We start from the raw sequence: 20,020 nt of genomic DNA on the forward strand, positions 1-20,020 counted from the left end.
GCAATTTGCGTACCAAATCTGTAAGCAAGTAAACTTGCAACAGCTGCAGCCTAACATTTTGAGAGCTGTGGTGAACGACGAGCGCCTTATACCCAAGTTTTTTACGTTCAAAAAACTTTAGGGTTTCGTATAGTTGTATATACTGTCCTAATCCTTGAAATTAAAGGATTTCTTTTTTCGATTGCATAGAATTGCATCAAATATTACTTAGGGGAAACTAAAGGGTAACTCAATAAACTGCTGGCCGGTGGTTTTTATATACATAAAATATATTATTGGAAGTTGTATATATATGTTATAACTCTCTTATTTTTCAAAATGCATTTTTAATTCTTATAAAATTATATAATAATATTATTTCTTTCCTCATTCCTTATAATACTACATCACTAATATGATTTGATTGTAATCATCATTATTTAAAATAATGTTTTCTTTTTGTATTTCTACAAGTTTACCTGGTAAATAATCAGTTATTATTCTATCTCCAAATTTAATTTTCGAAAAAATTTTGTGACTTTTTTTCTCCCAATTATCGAAATATATTCTATGTGCTTCTTTTAAAGTTATTTTTTTTTTATGTTGAGATGCTATATTATCATCATCGAAGCCAAGCTGAAATCCACAACAAGAGCAGATTTCAAAAGAAGCATTAAAGATACCATCGTCAAAAAAATTGTATGGCTCTTCTTCTAATTTATTATATCCACATACAGGACAAATATACATTTTATCACCTCATTGATCATCAAAATATTTTTTAGCTTTTTTATTATATATTTGTATAGTATAATTTTTAAATTCTTTAACATGTTTATCAAAGTGTTCCTTCAATCATGTTTTACTTCTAAAATTAAATGAATTTGATAGTATTTAAGTAAGAAATTCCCTCACAAATGATTATTTGTGAGGGATTTAATTGTTATTTATATTTTTAACCTATTCTGCATAAATTCTAAAAAAAGAAGTGTTCTATTATCTCCGTATAATAAAATATGATTTTTGATATTCATACTTTCTTTTTGAAGTAATGGTGTAACTTGAGTAGTATCTAATTTTACATAAAAGCTATGTGCATAATGAACTAATATTGAAACCTCAAGTGGTATTGTTGTTTCTAACATTTTACTTAAACAATCGTCAATATAGTGAAACATTTCTTCTTGATTGCTTTTTTCTATAACTTTTTTTAGTTGATCGTAAAAATACGTATCTGAAAGCTCATCGTCATTATACCAGTTATCAAAAATGTTAATTAATTCATTCCCCATATTTATTTTCATATGGAATCCACCTTTTCTTAAATCATTCAGTTGTACTTTTATTTATTTTTTCTTACAAATTTAAAATCATCTTATTGTAATAATTTTTATTAAACTATACAAAAAGTCGCATATAAATATCATCAACATAGGTACCATATTCCATTTTATACTCTTTTTCTAATATGCCTTCATCTTCAAATCCCAAAGATCGATACATGTTAATAGCAACTTTATTTACAGATAATACACCAAGATTTAGTTTTTCAATACTTTGATTACTTTTTGCCCATTCTATTATTTCGGTTAATAATTTCTTTCCAATCCCTTTACCTCTAAATTTTTTTGATAACCCCATAGCAATGCTTCTTGAATGTTGTCTTCTTTTCCTTGAAGATACACTAGCATAACAATATCCACCTACTTCATTATCTATTATTGCAACTAAAAATTTATTATCTTTATTATTAATAATGTTCTTTAGATGGTTGAAGTACTCCTCCTTTTTTGGTATCTTTATTTTAATTCAAGTAATTCTTTGTAATCATAATTATAATTAGCACGTTGTAGAGCTTCCTCAGTAACTTCCAGTAACTCCACAAAACTATCTTCAATAAGATTTTCTTCAATATAACCATCTTCTAATACTTCATTATAATATTCTAAGCCTTGAGCTATTATGAAACATCTAGTATAAAGAAAAGCATCATCTGAGTTATACTTGTTATTTTTCAATGGTAATTTATCTAGTACTTCAAGATGTTTTGCTAGAGTGTTATGGAAAGATATTATTTCTTCTCTAGAATATTTAATTAACTTTTTGATTGCATATTGTTCATCCAACTCTTCAGGAAATAGAACATCTATCATTTTCCAAAATAATTTATCATCTAAATAATTTAACTTTTTGATTCTTTTAGTCTTGATTAATTTTTCCTTTTTTTCTTCATTTAAATCATATTCAAAAAACTTATTTCTCTCTTCTTCAAATTTTTCGGGAATATTTTTTTCTAACCAACTCCAATATGGCTCTCTAGCATTCATTAGGAATGAACTATTACATTTAGGAACTTCAAAATCAATATTAATATTTCCTATATATTCAAAATCAATACTAGAGTCATGAAATTCTTCTGCCCAATACATTGCAATTCCAGAAAATGCATATTTAGTATGGTGCACCTTTTTCAATCTTGGGTCGTTTATATTAGGTATAGTAGTATCAATGTAATCAGCAACATAATATAACTTTGAATTTTCAATTGTCTTAACTATTACAAGACATGTATATAATCCGAACGGTAATTTTTCAGCTAATACGTCACCAGATTTTAATTTTTTAAAGTCATACATATTTTTATCACCTCATTTTAATTTGGCCATGGTCTCTTGTGTTTACCTTCAGATAAATCAAGTTGAAAATTTCTATAGTAATAATTAACCCAAGCTTGTTCCGCAATTAAAGCACGACTTCTACCTTTTATATTTCTTTGTACAATTTCTGCTTTGTATATTGAACGCCCCATTTATTAGATTGTAGCGTAGCTCTTGATGAATTTCCGTTACTTCTTATTTTCCTCCATAGATTGCTACTTTAACAATTTTTTTAGTTCTAATATTTATTATTATATAAACATGATGTTTGCTCATATTTTTCTTACTGTTTCCATGGTATTTTTTCTTTTTTCTTTTGCTTTTTTTCTTATGAGAATGTTTTTTTCTAGAATGTTTTTTAACTGATCTTTTGTTTGTTTTTTTGCAGCAGCATTCCATATCACCCTAGCAAGTCTTCTATAATTACCATCAGTATCATATGTTGAAATCGGAATATTACCAACATAGTTATAACCATTTTTGACATCTATTTCAGTGTCTATATCTATCATTGGACATTAGATAAGAAAATACTATGCTTTGGATTATAGTATCTCGCTATTATGTAGTATTGGTCAGATTCTCTGTCAAAGAAGTAGGATGCGTATTTGAAAGGTTGTTCTTTTAGTTTATCATCTTTTATATCCTCTTTGACAATATTACCCTAGCTGTCATATTACACGTAGGATTCCAAAATAAAGAGAGTATACAAATTGTATACTCTCTAGTTTTACTTGTGACTAAGTGAACTATCAATTTTTAAAAGGTCAAATTAATTTAAATTGATATTAAGTTCATTTAATGTTAATCCAATTCTTTCTAATTGTTTATTTAACACATGAGGTTTTAATTTACCATTTTCAATCTCTTCATCCGTAAATTCCTCTTCACTGAATACTATGCAATCATTATTAATCCACTCTATTAAATATTGTTTAAATGCCCATTTTAATGAACTTTTAGGGAGCTTTATTGCTTTATGATTAACTTCAAAATCTTCACTATATCCATATTCAAAGCCACAACAGTCACAAATATTATGCGAAGGATTACCATATATATTATATGGCTGCGAATCTACTTTGTCATAACCATATACTGGACAAATAAAATATTTCATTTTTTAATCCTTTCTGCTAATGTTTATAAAAATAATCAAGAGCTTTTTTTAGTATTTAGTGTCTACTTTATAGTGGCCTATCAATTGTATGCTCTCTTATTCTTCAATTTTTAATTTCTTCAAAATATAACTTGTAGTTTATAAAATTTTAAAATAAACTTTAATTATTTAATAAGCTATATATTTTTGAAGTTTCCTTTTTTACATCGTCATCAGTTAAGTAATAATAATCATCAGTTCCAGCACTGTAATAATCATAATTCTCTAGATATTCATGTAATTCTTTAAGATATTTGTATCTATATGGACTAACTTCTTCCTCATTTAATAAAAAACCAAAAATATCTCTATAATACTTTGCAAATAGCACTACACTTAATTTACCTTTTAAAAAATCTTCTATAAAGTTTATCAGTATTTCTTCACTCATGACCACACTTTCCTTTCTGTTAATTAATTTTTTTTAAAGGTCCCATAGCCCCAATTTCATAATGAATTAGAATTTAGTTTTCTAGCCGCCGCCTTACCTGTTTCCGTAAATGATTTACTAGCTGCTCTAAATAATTTTTGAAGAAGGCCAATAGTAGACCTTATTAATCTTGCCCTTGTCCCATTTTCATCAATTTTTAAAGTCGGTGAATTATCAGCATAATTATAACCATTGTGCACACCTACGGATTCATCAATACCCAGTAATGGATCTACTGACAAGAATACACTATGCTTTGGATTATAGTATCTTGCCATCAGGTAGTACTGATCAGATTCTTTATCAAAAAAATAAGATGCGTATTTGAAAGGCTGTTCTTTTAGTTTATCATCTTTTGCTTCTTCCTTAACAATATTACCCCAGCTGTCATATGTGTATGATGCAAGTTGATTACCTGACATGTCTGTGATACCGATGATGTCACCACGGTAGTTTTTATGGTAATTATAGAATTGATCGCCTATTTTTAATCCTAATAAATTACCATCCTGGTCACGAATATATTCCCTGATAACCTTACCATCTTTACTTTCTGCTATTAAGTGATTCGTATCGTTATCATAGTGATAATGGATAGTCGTATCATTATGTGTCTTAGTTATTCTACGCCCTTGTTCATCATACTGATAATACCATGTATCATTGTTTGATTTATTTGTCAGCTTGATTAACTGACCAAGTGAATTCCAGTTATAATTGAACACAAATTGCTGATGCAATTTGCGTACCAAATCTGTAAGCGAACAAGTTCGCAACAGCTTTGGCAATTAACGTTTTGAGAACTGTGGTGAACAACAAGTGTTTTCTTACGTCAAATCCATTTATTCAGCAGAATAGTTTATACAAGTATAATTTATCTATCACTTTTTATTTCTGCTTTAAGTAATCAATATAATCTTTGAACCTTTTAGCTTCTTGAAAATATTTATCTGGTATTAAAATTTGATTAGTATCGTACAATTCATATACTAAATTTAGCAACTCATTGAAATCTGATTTATTATTTTTCATCCTTTTTAATCCTTCTACTTTTGAAATTAACTCCCCTTTTTCATGATAATAGTAACTTCGACATAAATTCATAATTGTATCAACATTGTTTAATGGTGCATCAGATTCATCAAATATTAAACTATCAATAAATTCTTGTTCAGTAATAACAGGAAATAAATCCTTAATTTCTGGACCATACACAACTATTCCTTGAACGCTAAGATTCATAATATGACTAGCTAAATCAGAATCCGTTTTTTCTTTATTGGTCGTTACTTGCCATTTGTTTTCTTCAAAATGTTTATACCAGTATGGCGAGTAATGAAACTCATACGAATAGGGATGATTCTCTTCAGATAGCTTGTATATATTCAAAAATGATATTTCTATTTCTTTCTTCGGCCCTTTATCTTTTAATGTAATAAATAAATTTAATAAATCTTCTTTTTGTTTTACAGACAGACTATTATTAATTAAAACTATCACATCTAAATCAGATCTTTCCCACTTAAAAGTACCTTGTGCGTATGATCCATGTATATAGATTCCTATAAGTGCAGTTTGCAATATATGATTTATTCCTTGTCTAACAGTTTCAATATAATCTTCAATTATTTTAGACATGTTAATCGTCCTTATTATTATTGTTAAAATTAATTTTCATTTGAAATAATTATTAAAAGCGTTCTTCCCACTCCGATAAGTACATAGCATCTAAGCATTCCTCTGGATTTGAAATCTGTGATTGAAACTCTAAACTATTACCGTCTAAATCATAAAAATGTATCTTAGCATATGCATTTTTCATATGAGGCAATACAAAAGGTTCTTTTCCACTAAACCCAAATGCGCCCCTCGTTTCAATCCCCTTTTTATTTAACCATTGTTTTGCTGTCTTTAAATCTTCTAAATCAACATTAAAGGCAATATGTCGAATAGAAGGATGATAATCTAAATTTACACTTTCACATTCCCACAGTCCTAACCAACTCACATCTTTCTCTATCCACATAAATGCAACCTTATTTGGTATATGATTTTCTAATGTTAATCCTAAACTTTCATAAAATTTAATAGAATTTAATAAATTGCTAACAGGTAGATGCGCTTCGAATAAACCTTTTATCAAACTAAACCACCCTCTTTTTAATTTCCAGTTGATTATTTAGATAATTCAACTTATATTCGTCAGTTACTATTTGTATAGGATATGACTTAGATAATTTGTCCGAAAATAACCATCTTCTTCCTTCTTTAGTTAATAAAATATATTCTTTTTCTTCACCTGAACATATAAAGTTTAAACCTTCTTCTATTAACTCATTATCTCGTTCCCTAAATTTATTATTCTCTAATTGCTTAAATATTTCATTAAGCTTGTTTGAAACTAAACTAATTTCACTTATTCTTATGTAATTGTTATTTATAGAATCATTATAATCTGACTTATTTCTGGCTATAAATTCTACAATATTTCCAGATGGGTCGTTAAGATAAAATGATTTCGCATTGATATGCTCAAAATATATTTCATCTTTATAATCTTCAGTCAAAAGACATACTTTGTCGCTTATTTTTTTCTTTAACATGTCATAAAGATTAATAGGAATATCTATAGCAAAATGATAATATGGATCATCTTCCATAACATGATTTTCAAATATTATTTCACTATGATTGAGGTGAATAGTCAATTTATTATCCATAATATCTGACTTGAATCCTATGTTTTCATAAAATCTTCTTAGTTTATTTAATTTTTCATTTGTTATTAAGTGAATTGATATAATGTTCAAAGTTATGCCTCCTCTTTTATTGAACATTATATAAATAATTCTACGTAAAACATATACTCCAATAGTCTGATTATTCTATATATTTAAAGATTCATTTATCTCTATTCGAAATATCTCAAACTTATTTCAGTATAAAATCTATAAACAAATTATTTCGTAATGGCTAAGATAATTAACATTTTAAGAACTGTGATGAACAACAACCAACATTAAGACCTGGCTTCTTACGTTCAAAAAACTTTAGGATTTCGTACAGTTATATAGACTGTCGTAAACCCTGTCATTAAAGGATTTCTGATTTTTTCGATTGCATAGAATTACATCAAATATCACTCAGGGTAACTAAAGGGTAACTAGATAAAGTGCTGGCCGGTGCTTTTAATATTTAAATTTATTAGAAATAATTTTATGCATAATTAATAGATTGAAGATTGCTATAAGTAATATTATAAGTATATAACCTACTAATTCTTTTAAATCTACCTCAATCTTTATAAATAAATACGCTAATACAATCGAACTTAATGTACCCATATAAAATCCTGGTATAATCTTCTTGATTACAATGGCCTGTATATAATGAATCAAAATATGAACTATATAAACTATGATTAATGCAATGTATAATGAGATATTATTATTCATATAACAATAAAATGATAATAGTATAATGAGGATCAATTGTTCGATAACGATAATAGTAAACCGAAAACTAGTGATTAATGGTATCTTTTCAATTACTTTGTTACTATTATTCCATTTTAACCGGTCCACGAATCTAGGTAAAAATATAATCTCTTCCATTTCATGTGTCATGAATAAAATCGGAAACAACCAATACAGACTTGATTCATCTAACATCTATTTCGTTTCCTATATTACCTGAACCTATCGAAATTCGGTTCCATGTATTGACTTGATTAATTAGTAATATAAAATCAATATACTCTTTTTCTGATAAGTATTTTCTCATATTCAAATAATCTTCATCTGAAATAGAATGTTCCGTGATTAAAGTTAGTTTTTTGGAGAATAAGAGTATTGTTTTCTCTTTATTATTAAAAATCTCATTTTCAATATCTAAGTTTATTATGGTATCTATATACTTTTTCTCAACTTTCTTTTTTACTGCTTCTTTATAGTGCAACTCAATACAATAAGAACAACCATTTAATACTGAAATATATAGCTTTACTAATGGTATTAGTTTTCTGTCCATCGTTATTTTATTTACATACTTTTCTTGTAACATAACATTTTCCATACCAACTGGAGATACTTTAAAATAGTTGACTCTATTATTCATATTCATAAAACTTCCTGCCTTAACGATACCTTTTGATACTAAATTTTTCATTAAAACCCCTCCTATTTGCAACATTTGTAGAACTTTTGTATATATAGTAAATTTATTATAAGAAAAACTCAATACTACATAATTAAGTTCCACATAATTCAATTTTTGTTGCATAGGAGAAAATAGAAATGAAAAAATCTAATAATCCATCAGTAATTAGATCTCAACAGTGGCTATATAATAGTTTAATAATGCTAATGGAAGAAAAACCATTTGATGGCATTACAATTGGTGAAATTACAAAAAATGCTGATCTTGATAGGACGACGTTTTATAGAAATTTTGACTCTAAAGAAGATATTTTGAATGTAGGCATTTCAAAAATTAAAAATAAATACATGGATGTATTAAAAAACACACAGTCATTAAATATGGAATTTTTATCTCTCGCCTTTTTTACAATTTGTTATGAAGAAATTAATTTATTAAGACTTTTACATTCTCAAGGACTATCCTTTTTATTACTTAATCAGTTTAATGAAATATTGCCTCAACTCCATATATCTGTTAAGAATAAATTTAACTATCAAATAAGCGAAGAACATCTTATTTTTGCTTTATATTTTAATACAGGAGGATTCTTTAATATTTTAATGAAATGGATGGAAGGTGGATTTGAAGAAAGTACTCAAGAATTAGTAGAGAGCTTCATTGAAATTACTAAATTTAATGTTTCTAAATAATCAACAATAAAGGAGAGAAAATATGAATAATCTACTTTTCAATGAATTTATTAAGGTTTGTAAAGATTTAAATAATGTAGATATAAAACCTACTTTGATGGGATCTTTGGGGTTAGAATTAGTTAGTAATAAAGACTGGAAACCGAGTGATATTGATATTCATGTTCCAGGAGATCCACGAGGTTGGGATGCACCAGATGAAGATAGAATATATAATTTTAATGCTATTAATTCAGTTATGAACAGTTTAGATTACTGTCTAATAGATCGGCATGAACATGAATTCACTAATGGCATTATAAGTATAGAATATGGTTGTATTGATACCCTACCTGAGTTCGCTGTTATACCACTATCTGATTTACAAGATATGCAAATAGATGGCGCTCATTTTTATGTCCCAAGTTTGGAGCAGTATTTGAAAATATATGAGTCATCTTCTAAGGATAGTTATAGAAATAATAATAACAATAAAGATTTCGAAAAAATATTGTACTTAGAACGTGTGCTTAAAAAGTAATTGTAATTAGATAAATTTACCATTCAAGATAATAATAAAAAGCCACCTCTCGAATATTTTCGAGAGGTGCTATATATGTCAATATAACAATGATAATAACGTATTGAGAACAGTGGTGAACGGCGAGCGCCTTTAAGACCTGGTTTTTTACGTTCAAAAAACTTTAGGCTTTCGTACAGTTGTATATACTGTTGTAAACCTTGATATTAAAGGATTTGTAATTTTTTAGATTACATAGAATTTCATCAAATATCACTTAGAGGTAACTAAAGGGTAACTAAATATACTGCTGGCCGGTGGTAAATTAGATTAAACTTAATCATCTTTCTTTAGCGTAATTATTCCCTTATTAGGGTGTTTACCTCTATCATTAAAATAATATCCATTTACAGTTCCGCTTGCCACATTAAAAGTCATTCGATTATAACCATGATGATAAGTATTTTCAATATTTATATCATAACTTTGATTAAAGTAAGCAAATTCAAATTCTGCTTCACTATTGCTATACTTCACTAATGTTGCCATTCTACTTTCAGATTTTGATTGTGTGTCTGGGAATTCGCATATAAAACAAATTTTTTCAAAATCTTGAATTACTCTTAATTTTAAAGAAATAGGCCCTTTGGTTTTATTAGTCTTTGGATCCATATAATTGGAGTTCAATGTTCCAGAGTACCGGCCTCCAATATTTGGTACATTAAAAATATAAACAAATACTTTCCATTTCCACATTATTTTGATAAATAAATAATACAACCCCCAAAATATGAACATTGGTGTTAATGCTAAATTTACAATCCCATACTTCTCTAAAATATTAATTAAATTAATACTTTCTAAAAAGCTTTTAAGAGATTTAGAAAATCCTAATAAAATTGGGGTAGCGTTTAAGGTATTAATTAATACAGTACTCATAATAAAAATGATTATCACAACAATTATAAACTCATTTTTATGTTGCAGTTTAGAATATTTATGCAATCAATCACTTCCTTTTCATTTGATACGGATAAAGTTAGATTATTATTTTCGCCTATAATAATCATAATTGTAAAAGGAAATAATTTACTTTTCTTTTCTCTAGTCAAATCTATTAACGTTTTACAATCAACTCTACTTGGCAAGGCAGACATTTCAGGATGTGTATGCCACTCCCCAATATAATTTACATATCCTTCTGAAGCACGCCATGCTTCATCAATTATTTTTTGAGCTTTTTCAGTGTTCCTAATAAAATATTTTCTATTCTTAATCTCTATATTTATTTTATGGAAATCTTGAATATAAACATTTTTACTCTTATTATTTATTACTCCTAATAATATACCACCATTTTCATAATGGGATGAAGTACAATATTCTTTTATTAAGCTTGTAATAATACTAACTTTCAAAAAAATTAAGTATGGAAATTTATTATTCATCAAATCTATTAATAAGTACTTCCCTATTATTTTTTGCCTTCCATCTATTTTTAATCTCAAGTTGATTTCTCCTAGCTTCTCTCATATTCCCCAAAACTACAATGTGATAATTCCCTTTTCTTTCCAAATATTTATCATTAATTAGTAAATCTACACATTTATTCACAAACATTTGTACCTCAAAACCAGAATAAGGTATAAATCTACTTTGACAGCCTGCAAGAGATTTTGAATAAGTATGAGAATCTTTCAAAACAGATAAGTTTATATTATTATTATTATCAAAAATATATTTTTTTGACTTTTCATTAAATTCCTCATTAAAAATCAATATATGACCGGCAACTAGAAATGCTTCAATCCATATAATGATTAATGGTTTATTTAATTTCTTAGATCCGTACAATTTTATAAGTTGTTCTTCTATATTTTCATCACCTACTACACAAAATAAATAATCATATTCATATGACAACAAGTTATTTTCTTTTCCTGTAAATTCATTAATTATACTCGTAAATATAGCTTTAGTGTTAATATATGGATAGTTATTGTTGATATATTTTGCTAATTCATCAGATTTATATTTATTTATACTCTGTAAACCACACACATGTCTGCCTATATTGTTTACTTCTAACTTATCGTTATCATGAAGTATTATACTCTCAATTTCAAAAGTATCGCATAAATTTTTTATTATGAAGCTTCCTACAGAACCACATCCAACATTATAAATTCTCTTTTTACTTTTATTAACGCCATCACCACTTCTGTAATTCAATCTGGGTTTCGATAAGTCACTAATTTTTATATTTGTAATTTCTCTTTTACTATTTAATTTAAGTATACTTTTAAATGAGTTCTTTTTTACAATTTTCCCTTTAGGAATTGTTAATTTTGGAAATATCATACCTATTATTGACGGTACCTTAATTTCATCCTGAAAAACACCTATAATCCCTATTTGTGTGCCTGAAATTATTTTCTCTGCAAAAAAATTAAAGTGTGCATTACCTTCTAATGCTGATATTATATCTGAGATATTATATATAGAAGAGTATAAATGGTCATTTTTCATAGGTATATATACTACAGAATTATATACTTTAGTTTCATTTACCTTAATATTTTTAAGTAAAAAATATAGAGATTCTACACTATAGTGTTCATCGAAAAAAACTCTTACTAAATCACCATTTTGTAGACCCTCAATTGAGGTTAATATTTTGGGTTTATGATAATCTTCTATTAAAAGATAATTTTTATTATTTGAAGTATTCGGGTTGTGGATATCTAGAAATTCATATTTATATTGGTTTTCAAACTTTTTTTCAACAGCTTTTTTAAGGATGTCTTTAGCCCTTTTTACAGTTTCTTCAGCCTCTTCTAAGTAATTTTTATAATCATGTCTATCATACCCGTTTACATAAAGACACATTGTGTTTCCAACAAACATATGTGGTATATAGAAATTAAAATCATTTCTATTGATTAATTTAACTGTTAAAAATGTAAAAGGATAATCGTTTGGAATCTCAATACTTATCTTAAAATTGTTTTCCTTTATCTTAATAGGCATAATTATCATTGCATCATGTTTATCAACCTCATATCCTAAATCTAAAAAATAGTAATATATTTCATCAAGATAATTATGCATAATGTCTGTTTTTTTGACCGATTCTTTCAGGTTCATCACTCTTTTCGTAAACATTGGGGTTTTGTATTTTTAATTCACCTTTAGGAAAACAATCTCCGAATGCTTTTACAAGTATATCACAAGAGGCGTTCTCATTATCTGACATATAAATACTTTCATATACAGAATCCTTAAACTGTTCTAACGATTCTAGTATTTCCATTTGTTCTTTAAAACTATAATCACTTAATAGGTCTTCTTCCATAGGTCTTATAGGCTTTTTGCATGAAAAACTCATCGATAATCTATCATGTATTACAGTAAGTACATCTAATAAAACAGTCGAATCAGATTCAATATTTTTATATTCATATGATTCTGCTACTAAGATTGAAATCGCCATGCCTGAAAGATTTACATCTTTATTCCGAGCCCATTTTTTTATATATTTAACAATTCTTCTAATCACCCTGTCATTAGAAGCTTGAACGTGACTATTAAACCAATCTCTAAATGCTTGTGGATCACTGATTATCCAACCAGATTCCTTATGTGCTAAATATGCTACATCATCTTGTTTATCATCCACACCCATAATATATATAGGTAGATCAATGTGATAATTATCCTTGTATTCAATTCTAACACAAGTAGATTTATCAATAATATTATGTGTATGACCGTTAAGATAGTTTTTTATTTGTTCATGAACTTTATTTACATCTGGCCAATCGGATTGATTGATTGAATATCCTTGTAGATATACACCATTATCTAAATCAAAATCTTCATTATCGGTTGGCAACAAAGCCGTATACATCGCATAAGAACCTTGCGTCATATGTTTCGGACTATTATAACCAGCATCTATAAAACAACCATTCAACTTATTTCTCAACGTGTCTCTTCCCGTTCTAATTTTATCTTTATATGTTTTATTTAAAGTTATGTTTTTATCAAAAATCAAATATTTATCCTGCAAATATTCCATGTTTTGCTCCTTTATATTTTCTTTTGCATACTTCATTAATCTTACAACTACTTATTATACTTGATTCACATTTGAATAGAGAGCGGCTAGGGCTTTATTAGCCTTTGCGAAGTTAGTTCTCTATTAAGTAGTTTTGAATTCTTTCAAAGAAATTATCATTAAAAATAATCCAAATATAACAGAGAATTTTAAAGTGTATAAATTATAACATTTTATCCGGCGTTTACATTAATTGTGCTGTTAAAATGTATCTTTTCTTCTTGAAATGATTTCACAATAAATTCGCATGGCAATGCTTTACTTTCTTTCCACTTTTACATGGACACAAATCGTTTCTTGATATTTTTTTATTAACTATAGCAGAATACGTTTTAGATACGTTGGATTTTAAGCTCCTAAAACATTCGTTCCAAATCTCATTATATTTATCATTTTTCCAGCCATATTGAGTTGAATCCCATAGCCGAAAATTATTTAAGGTTTTATAAAGTATACTATAATTATTTTCTGCATATAAACTTATAAAAGTCATTGATATAATCTCAGCAACATGCCAATTCATTTGGTTGATTTTATACATTTCATCATTGGGAAATTCAATATTATAAACCCATAAAAGTGGTAGTAAATAAATTATAAATTGATTCCTATTTGTATTTGCTAATTCTGAACTTTTATAAAAGTCCTTATATACAGGGGCTCGATATCTTTTTAGAAATTCATCTTGACATCTCGTAAATACTTTATTAATTAGTTCATTAGTAACTTTGATATTAGTTGGTTTGACGGTAAAACAAACTGCATGGTCAGGGATTTCCTTTACTAAATACTCCTTAGGAATTTTTGCATCATCTTTAATTTTATAATCACTTAAATCCAGCAAAAAATCACCAGCACTTTTCATACTAACATCTTTATACCATTGACATTTATCTATTGTATAGTAATCCTCAGTTTCAAAAATATATAGCTCTTCAGGGAATCTCACAGCTGTGAATAATGAATTAGTAATTAATTCCTCTAAAGTTTCTGCTGCAATACACCAAATATTATAATCGCTATCATTAAAATAATTAATATTTTTATATTCATTAAGTTGTTTTTTTGAAAATTTATTTAGATTATCTAGATTATTCATTTTCCACGTAGCTAATCTCAATGCTATCACCCATTTTTCTTCAGTAACTTAAAAATAGTTTCATTGCATAATTTGTTTAAATTATTGATGTAAATATTTTTGTTCCTCAAATTATAATAATATAATTTTAAATTACTTCTACTTATATTCCTCATAAATTTATTTCTTTATAAAAAGTCTGTTGTCCATATTAGTACATAAAACAAATAATTGTGGTTTGCTGATCTGCTCTATTCATAAATTGCATTAAATACGATTAAATAGTAAAAACAAAAGCCAATCAAATTAATGATTAGCTTGTTTGCTGTCTAGGTGATGTGCTAAATTTTTAAAGAATGTACGAACACCAATGTAACCAATGACAAATACGATGATTTTTAATAAAATACTATCATTTTCATTTGCGATAGAGAACCAAATTATAAGTATAGTCATTGTTATTAACGGCAATCCTATGAAAAATGCTTTTTTAAAGGAAGTCATAATTATTTAATCCTTTCGATTTTTTTATTAATTATTTTGATTCAATTTCCTAATATTGTATTCTTTATTGATATAGAAAACAATTAAGAATATTAACTATTAAAACAGTTGATTAATTATAAATACAAATACAAAATAATTACAATTATATCTTAAACGAATAATTGACTTCCAGAATTCTTTTTATGATGTACGTAACCCTAACTTATTAATATGTTATCCTTCCATATTTAAATAATACTGCTTTAATTCTTTATGTCGAATGTTCTTGAAAAATGTAGTACAGAATCATCTACTCTCATATCCATCTTTTTATATAAAGACTGTGCCTTTGCATTATCAATACCTGTCTCCAGCGTTACATATCTAGCGTTATTTTGTCGTGCATATTCAAAAGTTTTTTCAATCAGCTGTCTTCCAACTCCACCTGTTCTACTATTTGAACTTACATATAAATCATTTAATATATATGCTCTTTGTAAACTTACGGTTGAAAATACAGGATATATTTGTACAAATCCCACTAATTCTTCTCCATTATCTGCTACAAATATTTTTGATTCATTATTATCATATCGATCCTTTAAAAACTTATTACATGACTCAATATCTGACTCTTTCCCATAAAACATTCTATAATTATTTAATAAATGACTAACACTTTCTAAATCTTCAATTTTAAATTCTCTAATCTCCATTAGAACACCCCTTTAATTTTATAGAGTATTAATCGTAAATATTTATATTTGGAAACATCCATATAATTTCCTTAATTATACCTTCAAAAAAGATATAATCAATAAGTATATTAAAATTTCAGATAAATTAATAGTAATTAAACAGTCTTATTTTGATATTATTAATCATTAAATTAATTATTTTAACTACTAAGGTTTTTTAATTACTCGACTAATGAAAAAATAAACTGACTTTTTGTATGTCCATATGGTTGTAGTAAATCAATAAACGATTCAACTGCGCCCATATTTTCCAATCTAACCTTAAAAACAAAACACGCTTCTCCAGATACACGATAACAAAATTCCACATTATCCTGTTCAGATATGAACTCCTTGAAATCTTTATATTTGTTGTTCTTAATGATAATTTCAATTAGAATCTCAACATCATATCCTAACTTCTTATAATCAATATTAATCGTATAATCTTTTATTATTCCTTGCTCCTCCATTTTATTTATTCTCTCTCTTACCGCAGGAGGAGATAAATTCACCTGTTTACTTAACTCATTAATCGTAATTCGACTGTTCATTTCTAATATATTTAATATTTTCTCATTTATTAAGTCTTCCATTTAAATTACCTTTTTTATTAAAGATCATAGACTTTAATACCTTTTTTAATTTATTCATTCTTTATTATATCACGTTTATTATTAACTTAAGGAGATGATAATATGGCATTAATAAATTATAGTAAGATTGGCGATACACCTTTTCAAAAATTATTAGGTCACAATGAAATTATACTTGACCCATGGAATAACTTAGCAGACACATTATGTGAAGATGGCTCATTGAGCAAAGAATTAAAAGAAGAGTTAAGAAGAATACTTGCTCAAGAAAATGGATGTATGTACTGCAAAGCAAAGGGTAGTCCTACTAATAAATTTCGAGACGAAAAATCTTTGATTTATATAGGCTTTGTCGATGTTTACTTAAAAATGAAAGAAAATGTACCTGAATCAACTATCCAGTTGTTAAAGGATTCAATGACTAATGAAGAAATTATTGAATTAATTACTTTTACCTTATTCACTACAGCCCAACAACATTTTGGATCGATATTAAAACTTACTCCTGAAGATTAATCTTCATACATTAAGAAGTGGTGACTCACAAGGATTACCACTTCTTATTTTTATAAACTCAATTATTATTTATTAATATTACTTGAAGAGAGTTAATAATTGAACCTCTAATAGTTCTAACTTCATAAGAAACAAAAGGATTTTTGAGGGATTTTTAACATATATAATTATAAAATAGCAACTTAATTGTAAAAAATAAAGAGTATATAATATGTAGATTTTACTATATATATTAATTATTAATTGTTTTATATTAATCTATGCGATTTTCAATACATAAATGTACTGAAAAACATAATTTTGTAAAATAATATATTCTCCTTCAATAAAATTCGAGGGTGTTATATGTTATTGATATAAAATAAAGAATTCTACAAGTACTGAAAATCTATTATGTATAATTAATCTTCAAATTCACTATTTTCTTCATATCCTATTCCCTCTATATATAGTGTAATTTTACCTCATAAAAATATTTCCGCATAATAAGTAATATCGTTCTTTAAATTCTTCATTTAAAAATTCATTTTTTATACTCTATTAACATAACAAAAATTTATTTGATATAATCAATAGTTGATAATATCAAATAATAACTTTATAATATATCCAAGGAGGTTTATAGTGTGAATACTAGTAAATTTAGAAAATTAAGCAGAAGCATTAGTCGAGGATTAATTGAATTAGAAAAAGACGGAGCAAGCTGTTGTGGACTCCCTATGTTACAAAGTCACATTTTAATAGAATTAGGAGATACATCCGACATATCTTTAAATGAATTGTCAAATAAACTTTCTTCTGATAAAGCAAGTGTAAGTAGAGCTGTACAATCATTGGTAGAAAAAGAATTTGTAGTACGAAAAACTGAAGAGAGAGATAGACGCTCTGTTATATTGTCATTGAGTTCAAAAGGATTAAAAAATGTTCAAAATATTTCAGAAGAAATGGAACATTATACGATTCAAATTTTAAGTCACTTTAACCCTGAAGAAATAGAAAACTTATTCTACTATTTAGAAAAACTAGATAATGCTCTTAATAAAGTTGATGCTGATGGCTGTAAAGAAGGTAATTGCTAATGAATGAAGATTTAATCCTAAAGGTTATAAAAGAATTTTTTTCATTATCTAAAAACTTATTATTGCTTTTCTTTTTAATATCTATTGTTATTAGTTTCTTCGAACCTTATATTCCATTCAGTAAACTCGAAAAATGGATGAAAGAAAAAAACATTTTAATTGGTAACTTTGCTGGGGCTCTATTAGGATTTATAACACCTTTTTGTTCATGTTCAACTATTCCTTTATTAGTGACCATGATTAACAGAAAGATACCATTCCAAATTATTATGACTTATCTTTTTTCTTCTCCATTATTAGATCCATGGATTCTCGGACTTATGTATTATATATATGGGCTTAAAGTTACAATAATTTATGGGCTGGTAACTTTTCTTTTCTCTATGCTGATAGGTTATATTCTTGATATTCTTGGATATGATAAATATGTGAAAAATGTTATTGTTGAAGGTGCTCACCTTGAAACAGATGAAAATAGAAGAAAGAATATATTACTAAATATAAAAATTTCATTAATAGAAACATTTAACCTAATTAAATCTGTTTTTATCTATATTATTATTGGTGCCTTTATTGGTGCTATTATTAAAGAAGCAGTTCCTACTAACTTTTTAACATCTATAGGTGAATATAATCAATGGATTGTAATACCGATTGCAGCAATTATTGGAGTCCCATTATATATTAGACTTTCTACCATGTTACCAATAGCCAATGCTTTATTAGCAGGTGGATTTCCACTATCTCCAATGATGGCGTTACTTATAGGTGGTGCCGGTGCAAGTTTACCAGAAATTATTATGTTAAAAAGTATTTTTCAAAATAGATTAGTCATTGCTTTTATTACATCTGTATTTCTTATGGCTACATTTTCTGGATATCTTTTCTTAATTTTAAATTTTAAATAAAGGAGTCTTATTATGAAATTCAAAGATATTTTTAAAAAAAAAGAGAAAGAATGCTGTGAAATCAAAATTATTAATTTAGACGAAAAAAAAGATGGAAATAAGAATCATTCTGATAAAAAGGAAATAAATATAAAAAATGATATTAATAAATAACATATTTCTTTTAAATTCTAAATAATTTCAAGACAATGATTATCAAGATTTATACTAAAATATTTATATATACCTAAGTATTTTTTTAATAGTAATTGTATATGGTAATGGGTAAGGATATATAATGACTATGGTAAGAAAATATTTTACAATTGAGGTTATAATGTAGCACACCCCTAAAGTTGATCATTAAAATTCAACCTTAGGGGTGCTCACTATTGTCGTATAATTTTCAGTCAGATTTATTTCTAGTGTCTTGCAAAACATATTCAGCAAATTCAGATCTTTTAATTCTTCCATGTGCCATATCATACATTTTTTCAATATATTCATCAGATAACATTATTCCATCAATCTTATTAATATTTATAGCAACCTCAACATTAGATATTCTTTTTTCTAGACTCTTTTCTTCAGGCACACCCCATAAAACAATTCCAAATATCTTGAACAATCCATAAAATGTTAATTTATCTCAAGTAATATAATAGACTCTACTACCAGTAAATGTATTCGCATCACTTTTAATATCGAACATTACATAATAAGAAAATGGACTCAGTAATAGTAAAGTATTCATAATAACTCTTGGAGTTTTGTGTCCAACTTCTCCAAATGCTTGTTGTTACATATAAATAATTGCACTTACCAAAAAGCATGGGGTAACATCTATGCAAAAAACATATAAAAAAAGAACCTCTCGAACGAATTCGAGAGGTGCTGGAAACGTATTTTCAGTTGAACACAAATTGCTGACGCAATTTGCGAACTCC

Annotated in this window: 28 protein-coding genes; 6 read left to right on the forward strand and 22 right to left on the reverse strand. The window is 26.8% G+C overall.

Translation table 11 applies throughout. From position 1 onward, the window contains the following. Positions 1-381: 381 nt before the first annotated feature. From ACMGE6_RS10730 to ACMGE6_RS10790, 13 genes are all read right to left on the reverse strand, one after another. Entirely contained in the window at positions 382-729 is a 348-nt protein-coding gene (locus tag ACMGE6_RS10730) for a hypothetical protein (protein WP_414053772.1), read from the reverse strand. A gap of 197 nt (positions 730-926) precedes the next feature. Then, entirely contained in the window at positions 927-1,283 is a 357-nt protein-coding gene (locus ACMGE6_RS10735) for a hypothetical protein (RefSeq protein WP_414053773.1), read from the reverse strand. Between the two features lie 94 nt (positions 1,284-1,377). Further along, a complete protein-coding gene (locus tag ACMGE6_RS10740; RefSeq protein WP_414054858.1) occupies positions 1,378-1,788 on the reverse strand; it encodes a GNAT family N-acetyltransferase in 411 nt (136 codons plus the stop codon). Continuing rightward, the gene (locus ACMGE6_RS10745) at positions 1,779-2,615 is read right to left on the reverse strand and encodes a DUF4240 domain-containing protein (protein WP_414053774.1); all 837 of its coding nucleotides are present in this window, start codon (positions 2,613-2,615) and stop codon (positions 1,779-1,781) included. The genes ACMGE6_RS10740 and ACMGE6_RS10745 overlap by 10 nt, the downstream gene beginning before the upstream one ends. Before the next feature lie 293 nt (positions 2,616-2,908). Then, entirely contained in the window at positions 2,909-3,148 is a 240-nt protein-coding gene (locus tag ACMGE6_RS10750; RefSeq protein WP_414053775.1) for a hypothetical protein, read from the reverse strand. Between the two features lie 260 nt (positions 3,149-3,408). Continuing rightward, positions 3,409-3,756 carry a hypothetical protein gene (locus ACMGE6_RS10755; protein WP_414053776.1) on the reverse strand — a complete coding sequence of 116 codons (348 nt, stop codon included), beginning with the start codon at positions 3,754-3,756 and terminating at the stop codon, positions 3,409-3,411. 160 nt (positions 3,757-3,916) lie between these two features. Further along, positions 3,917-4,186: a hypothetical protein gene (locus ACMGE6_RS10760; RefSeq protein WP_414053777.1), complete on the reverse strand. Its 270-nt coding sequence runs from the start codon at positions 4,184-4,186 to the stop codon at positions 3,917-3,919. 56 nt (positions 4,187-4,242) lie between these two features. Then, on the reverse strand, positions 4,243-4,965 hold the full coding sequence (locus ACMGE6_RS10765) for an RHS repeat domain-containing protein (RefSeq protein WP_414053778.1): 723 nt from the start codon (positions 4,963-4,965) through the stop codon (positions 4,243-4,245). A 148-nt stretch (positions 4,966-5,113) separates the two neighbouring features. Then, positions 5,114-5,863: a nucleotidyltransferase domain-containing protein gene (locus tag ACMGE6_RS10770; RefSeq protein WP_414053779.1), complete on the reverse strand. Its 750-nt coding sequence runs from the start codon at positions 5,861-5,863 to the stop codon at positions 5,114-5,116. 52 nt (positions 5,864-5,915) lie between these two features. Continuing rightward, positions 5,916-6,368, reverse strand: a complete 453-nt coding sequence (locus tag ACMGE6_RS10775) for a VOC family protein (RefSeq protein WP_414053780.1) — start codon at positions 6,366-6,368, stop codon at positions 5,916-5,918. A gap of 1 nt (position 6,369) precedes the next feature. Further along, the gene (locus ACMGE6_RS10780; RefSeq protein ID WP_414053781.1) at positions 6,370-7,035 is read right to left on the reverse strand and encodes a hypothetical protein; all 666 of its coding nucleotides are present in this window, start codon (positions 7,033-7,035) and stop codon (positions 6,370-6,372) included. A gap of 378 nt (positions 7,036-7,413) precedes the next feature. Beyond that, positions 7,414-7,896: an HXXEE domain-containing protein gene (locus tag ACMGE6_RS10785; protein ID WP_414053782.1), complete on the reverse strand. Its 483-nt coding sequence runs from the start codon at positions 7,894-7,896 to the stop codon at positions 7,414-7,416. Next, entirely contained in the window at positions 7,886-8,392 is a 507-nt protein-coding gene (locus ACMGE6_RS10790; RefSeq protein WP_414053783.1) for a carboxymuconolactone decarboxylase family protein, read from the reverse strand. The genes ACMGE6_RS10785 and ACMGE6_RS10790 overlap by 11 nt, the downstream gene beginning before the upstream one ends. Positions 8,393-8,520: 128 nt before the next feature. Here ACMGE6_RS10790 and ACMGE6_RS10795 point away from each other — a divergent pair, with 128 nt between their 5' ends. Both ACMGE6_RS10795 and ACMGE6_RS10800 read left to right on the forward strand, forming a co-directional pair. Further along, on the forward strand, positions 8,521-9,075 hold the full coding sequence (locus ACMGE6_RS10795) for a TetR/AcrR family transcriptional regulator (RefSeq protein WP_414053784.1): 555 nt from the start codon (positions 8,521-8,523) through the stop codon (positions 9,073-9,075). 22 nt (positions 9,076-9,097) lie between these two features. Next, entirely contained in the window at positions 9,098-9,595 is a 498-nt protein-coding gene (locus tag ACMGE6_RS10800) for a phosphoribosylanthranilate isomerase (protein WP_414053785.1), read from the forward strand. 315 nt (positions 9,596-9,910) lie between these two features. Here ACMGE6_RS10800 and ACMGE6_RS10805 read toward each other — a convergent pair whose 3' ends face one another. The 8 genes from ACMGE6_RS10805 to ACMGE6_RS10840 all read right to left on the reverse strand — a co-directional run bounded on the left by ACMGE6_RS10805 (position 9,911) and on the right by ACMGE6_RS10840 (position 16,591). After that, positions 9,911-10,579, reverse strand: a complete 669-nt coding sequence (locus tag ACMGE6_RS10805; RefSeq protein WP_414053786.1) for a hypothetical protein — start codon at positions 10,577-10,579, stop codon at positions 9,911-9,913. Continuing rightward, positions 10,537-11,082 carry a Mov34/MPN/PAD-1 family protein gene (locus tag ACMGE6_RS10810; protein ID WP_414053787.1) on the reverse strand — a complete coding sequence of 182 codons (546 nt, stop codon included), beginning with the start codon at positions 11,080-11,082 and terminating at the stop codon, positions 10,537-10,539. The genes ACMGE6_RS10805 and ACMGE6_RS10810 overlap by 43 nt, the downstream gene beginning before the upstream one ends. Then, positions 11,015-12,721: a ThiF family adenylyltransferase gene (locus tag ACMGE6_RS10815; RefSeq protein ID WP_414053788.1), complete on the reverse strand. Its 1,707-nt coding sequence runs from the start codon at positions 12,719-12,721 to the stop codon at positions 11,015-11,017. The genes ACMGE6_RS10810 and ACMGE6_RS10815 overlap by 68 nt, the downstream gene beginning before the upstream one ends. Continuing rightward, entirely contained in the window at positions 12,678-13,655 is a 978-nt protein-coding gene (locus ACMGE6_RS10820; protein WP_414053789.1) for a CBASS cGAMP synthase, read from the reverse strand. The genes ACMGE6_RS10815 and ACMGE6_RS10820 overlap by 44 nt, the downstream gene beginning before the upstream one ends. Before the next feature lie 271 nt (positions 13,656-13,926). Next, on the reverse strand, positions 13,927-14,814 hold the full coding sequence (locus tag ACMGE6_RS10825; protein ID WP_414053790.1) for an SEC-C metal-binding domain-containing protein: 888 nt from the start codon (positions 14,812-14,814) through the stop codon (positions 13,927-13,929). A gap of 264 nt (positions 14,815-15,078) precedes the next feature. Further along, a complete protein-coding gene (locus ACMGE6_RS10830) occupies positions 15,079-15,276 on the reverse strand; it encodes a hypothetical protein (protein ID WP_414053791.1) in 198 nt (65 codons plus the stop codon). Between the two features lie 245 nt (positions 15,277-15,521). Beyond that, positions 15,522-15,974: a GNAT family N-acetyltransferase gene (locus ACMGE6_RS10835; protein ID WP_414053792.1), complete on the reverse strand. Its 453-nt coding sequence runs from the start codon at positions 15,972-15,974 to the stop codon at positions 15,522-15,524. A gap of 203 nt (positions 15,975-16,177) precedes the next feature. After that, positions 16,178-16,591: an Lrp/AsnC family transcriptional regulator gene (locus ACMGE6_RS10840; RefSeq protein WP_414053793.1), complete on the reverse strand. Its 414-nt coding sequence runs from the start codon at positions 16,589-16,591 to the stop codon at positions 16,178-16,180. 102 nt (positions 16,592-16,693) lie between these two features. On the opposite strand from ACMGE6_RS10840, the gene ACMGE6_RS10845 reads away from it, so the two are divergent. The 4 genes from ACMGE6_RS10845 to ACMGE6_RS10860 all read left to right on the forward strand — a co-directional run bounded on the left by ACMGE6_RS10845 (position 16,694) and on the right by ACMGE6_RS10860 (position 19,247). Next, the gene (locus tag ACMGE6_RS10845; protein ID WP_414053794.1) at positions 16,694-17,107 is read left to right on the forward strand and encodes a carboxymuconolactone decarboxylase family protein; all 414 of its coding nucleotides are present in this window, start codon (positions 16,694-16,696) and stop codon (positions 17,105-17,107) included. Positions 17,108-17,733: 626 nt separating this feature from the next. Beyond that, complete coding sequence (locus ACMGE6_RS10850) at positions 17,734-18,186, forward strand: MarR family winged helix-turn-helix transcriptional regulator (protein WP_414053795.1); 453 nt, start codon at positions 17,734-17,736, stop codon at positions 18,184-18,186. Beyond that, on the forward strand, positions 18,186-19,094 hold the full coding sequence (locus ACMGE6_RS10855) for a permease (RefSeq protein ID WP_414053796.1): 909 nt from the start codon (positions 18,186-18,188) through the stop codon (positions 19,092-19,094). Before ACMGE6_RS10850 ends, ACMGE6_RS10855 begins: the two co-directional genes overlap by 1 nt. A 12-nt stretch (positions 19,095-19,106) precedes the next feature. Further along, positions 19,107-19,247, forward strand: a complete 141-nt coding sequence (locus ACMGE6_RS10860) for a hypothetical protein (protein WP_414053797.1) — start codon at positions 19,107-19,109, stop codon at positions 19,245-19,247. Between the two features lie 232 nt (positions 19,248-19,479). Here the strand turns inward: ACMGE6_RS10860 and ACMGE6_RS10865 are convergent, their stop codons facing one another. Further along, a complete protein-coding gene (locus ACMGE6_RS10865) occupies positions 19,480-19,668 on the reverse strand; it encodes a hypothetical protein (RefSeq protein WP_414053798.1) in 189 nt (62 codons plus the stop codon). Between the last annotated feature and the right edge of the window lie 352 nt (positions 19,669-20,020).

Source organism: Macrococcus equi (assembly GCF_047426745.1).
GTDB lineage: Bacteria > Bacillota > Bacilli > Staphylococcales > Staphylococcaceae > Macrococcoides > Macrococcoides equi.

What these genes read in the sequence shown, in the direction of transcription:
- ACMGE6_RS10800 (WP_414053785.1), top strand. Translation starts at nt 9,098, where the DNA reads ATGAATAATCTACTTTTCAATGAATTTATTAAGGTTTGTAAAGATTTA.
- ACMGE6_RS10730 (WP_414053772.1), bottom strand. Translation starts at nt 729, where the DNA reads ATGTATATTTGTCCTGTATGTGGATATAATAAATTAGAAGAAGAGCCA.
- ACMGE6_RS10750 (WP_414053775.1), bottom strand. Translation starts at nt 3,148, where the DNA reads ATGATAGATATAGACACTGAAATAGATGTCAAAAATGGTTATAACTAT.
- ACMGE6_RS10760 (WP_414053777.1), bottom strand. Translation starts at nt 4,186, where the DNA reads ATGAGTGAAGAAATACTGATAAACTTTATAGAAGATTTTTTAAAAGGT.
- ACMGE6_RS10815 (WP_414053788.1), bottom strand. Translation starts at nt 12,721, where the DNA reads ATGAACCTGAAAGAATCGGTCAAAAAAACAGACATTATGCATAATTAT.
- ACMGE6_RS10795 (WP_414053784.1), top strand. Translation starts at nt 8,521, where the DNA reads ATGAAAAAATCTAATAATCCATCAGTAATTAGATCTCAACAGTGGCTA.
- ACMGE6_RS10820 (WP_414053789.1), bottom strand. Translation starts at nt 13,655, where the DNA reads ATGGAATATTTGCAGGATAAATATTTGATTTTTGATAAAAACATAACT.
- ACMGE6_RS10830 (WP_414053791.1), bottom strand. Translation starts at nt 15,276, where the DNA reads ATGACTTCCTTTAAAAAAGCATTTTTCATAGGATTGCCGTTAATAACA.
- ACMGE6_RS10770 (WP_414053779.1), bottom strand. Translation starts at nt 5,863, where the DNA reads ATGTCTAAAATAATTGAAGATTATATTGAAACTGTTAGACAAGGAATA.
- ACMGE6_RS10835 (WP_414053792.1), bottom strand. Translation starts at nt 15,974, where the DNA reads ATGGAGATTAGAGAATTTAAAATTGAAGATTTAGAAAGTGTTAGTCAT.
- ACMGE6_RS10840 (WP_414053793.1), bottom strand. Translation starts at nt 16,591, where the DNA reads ATGGAAGACTTAATAAATGAGAAAATATTAAATATATTAGAAATGAAC.
- ACMGE6_RS10745 (WP_414053774.1), bottom strand. Translation starts at nt 2,615, where the DNA reads ATGTATGACTTTAAAAAATTAAAATCTGGTGACGTATTAGCTGAAAAA.
- ACMGE6_RS10785 (WP_414053782.1), bottom strand. Translation starts at nt 7,896, where the DNA reads ATGTTAGATGAATCAAGTCTGTATTGGTTGTTTCCGATTTTATTCATG.
- ACMGE6_RS10860 (WP_414053797.1), top strand. Translation starts at nt 19,107, where the DNA reads ATGAAATTCAAAGATATTTTTAAAAAAAAAGAGAAAGAATGCTGTGAA.
- ACMGE6_RS10755 (WP_414053776.1), bottom strand. Translation starts at nt 3,756, where the DNA reads ATGAAATATTTTATTTGTCCAGTATATGGTTATGACAAAGTAGATTCG.
- ACMGE6_RS10735 (WP_414053773.1), bottom strand. Translation starts at nt 1,283, where the DNA reads ATGAAAATAAATATGGGGAATGAATTAATTAACATTTTTGATAACTGG.
- ACMGE6_RS10790 (WP_414053783.1), bottom strand. Translation starts at nt 8,392, where the DNA reads ATGAAAAATTTAGTATCAAAAGGTATCGTTAAGGCAGGAAGTTTTATG.
- ACMGE6_RS10845 (WP_414053794.1), top strand. Translation starts at nt 16,694, where the DNA reads ATGGCATTAATAAATTATAGTAAGATTGGCGATACACCTTTTCAAAAA.
- ACMGE6_RS10855 (WP_414053796.1), top strand. Translation starts at nt 18,186, where the DNA reads ATGAATGAAGATTTAATCCTAAAGGTTATAAAAGAATTTTTTTCATTA.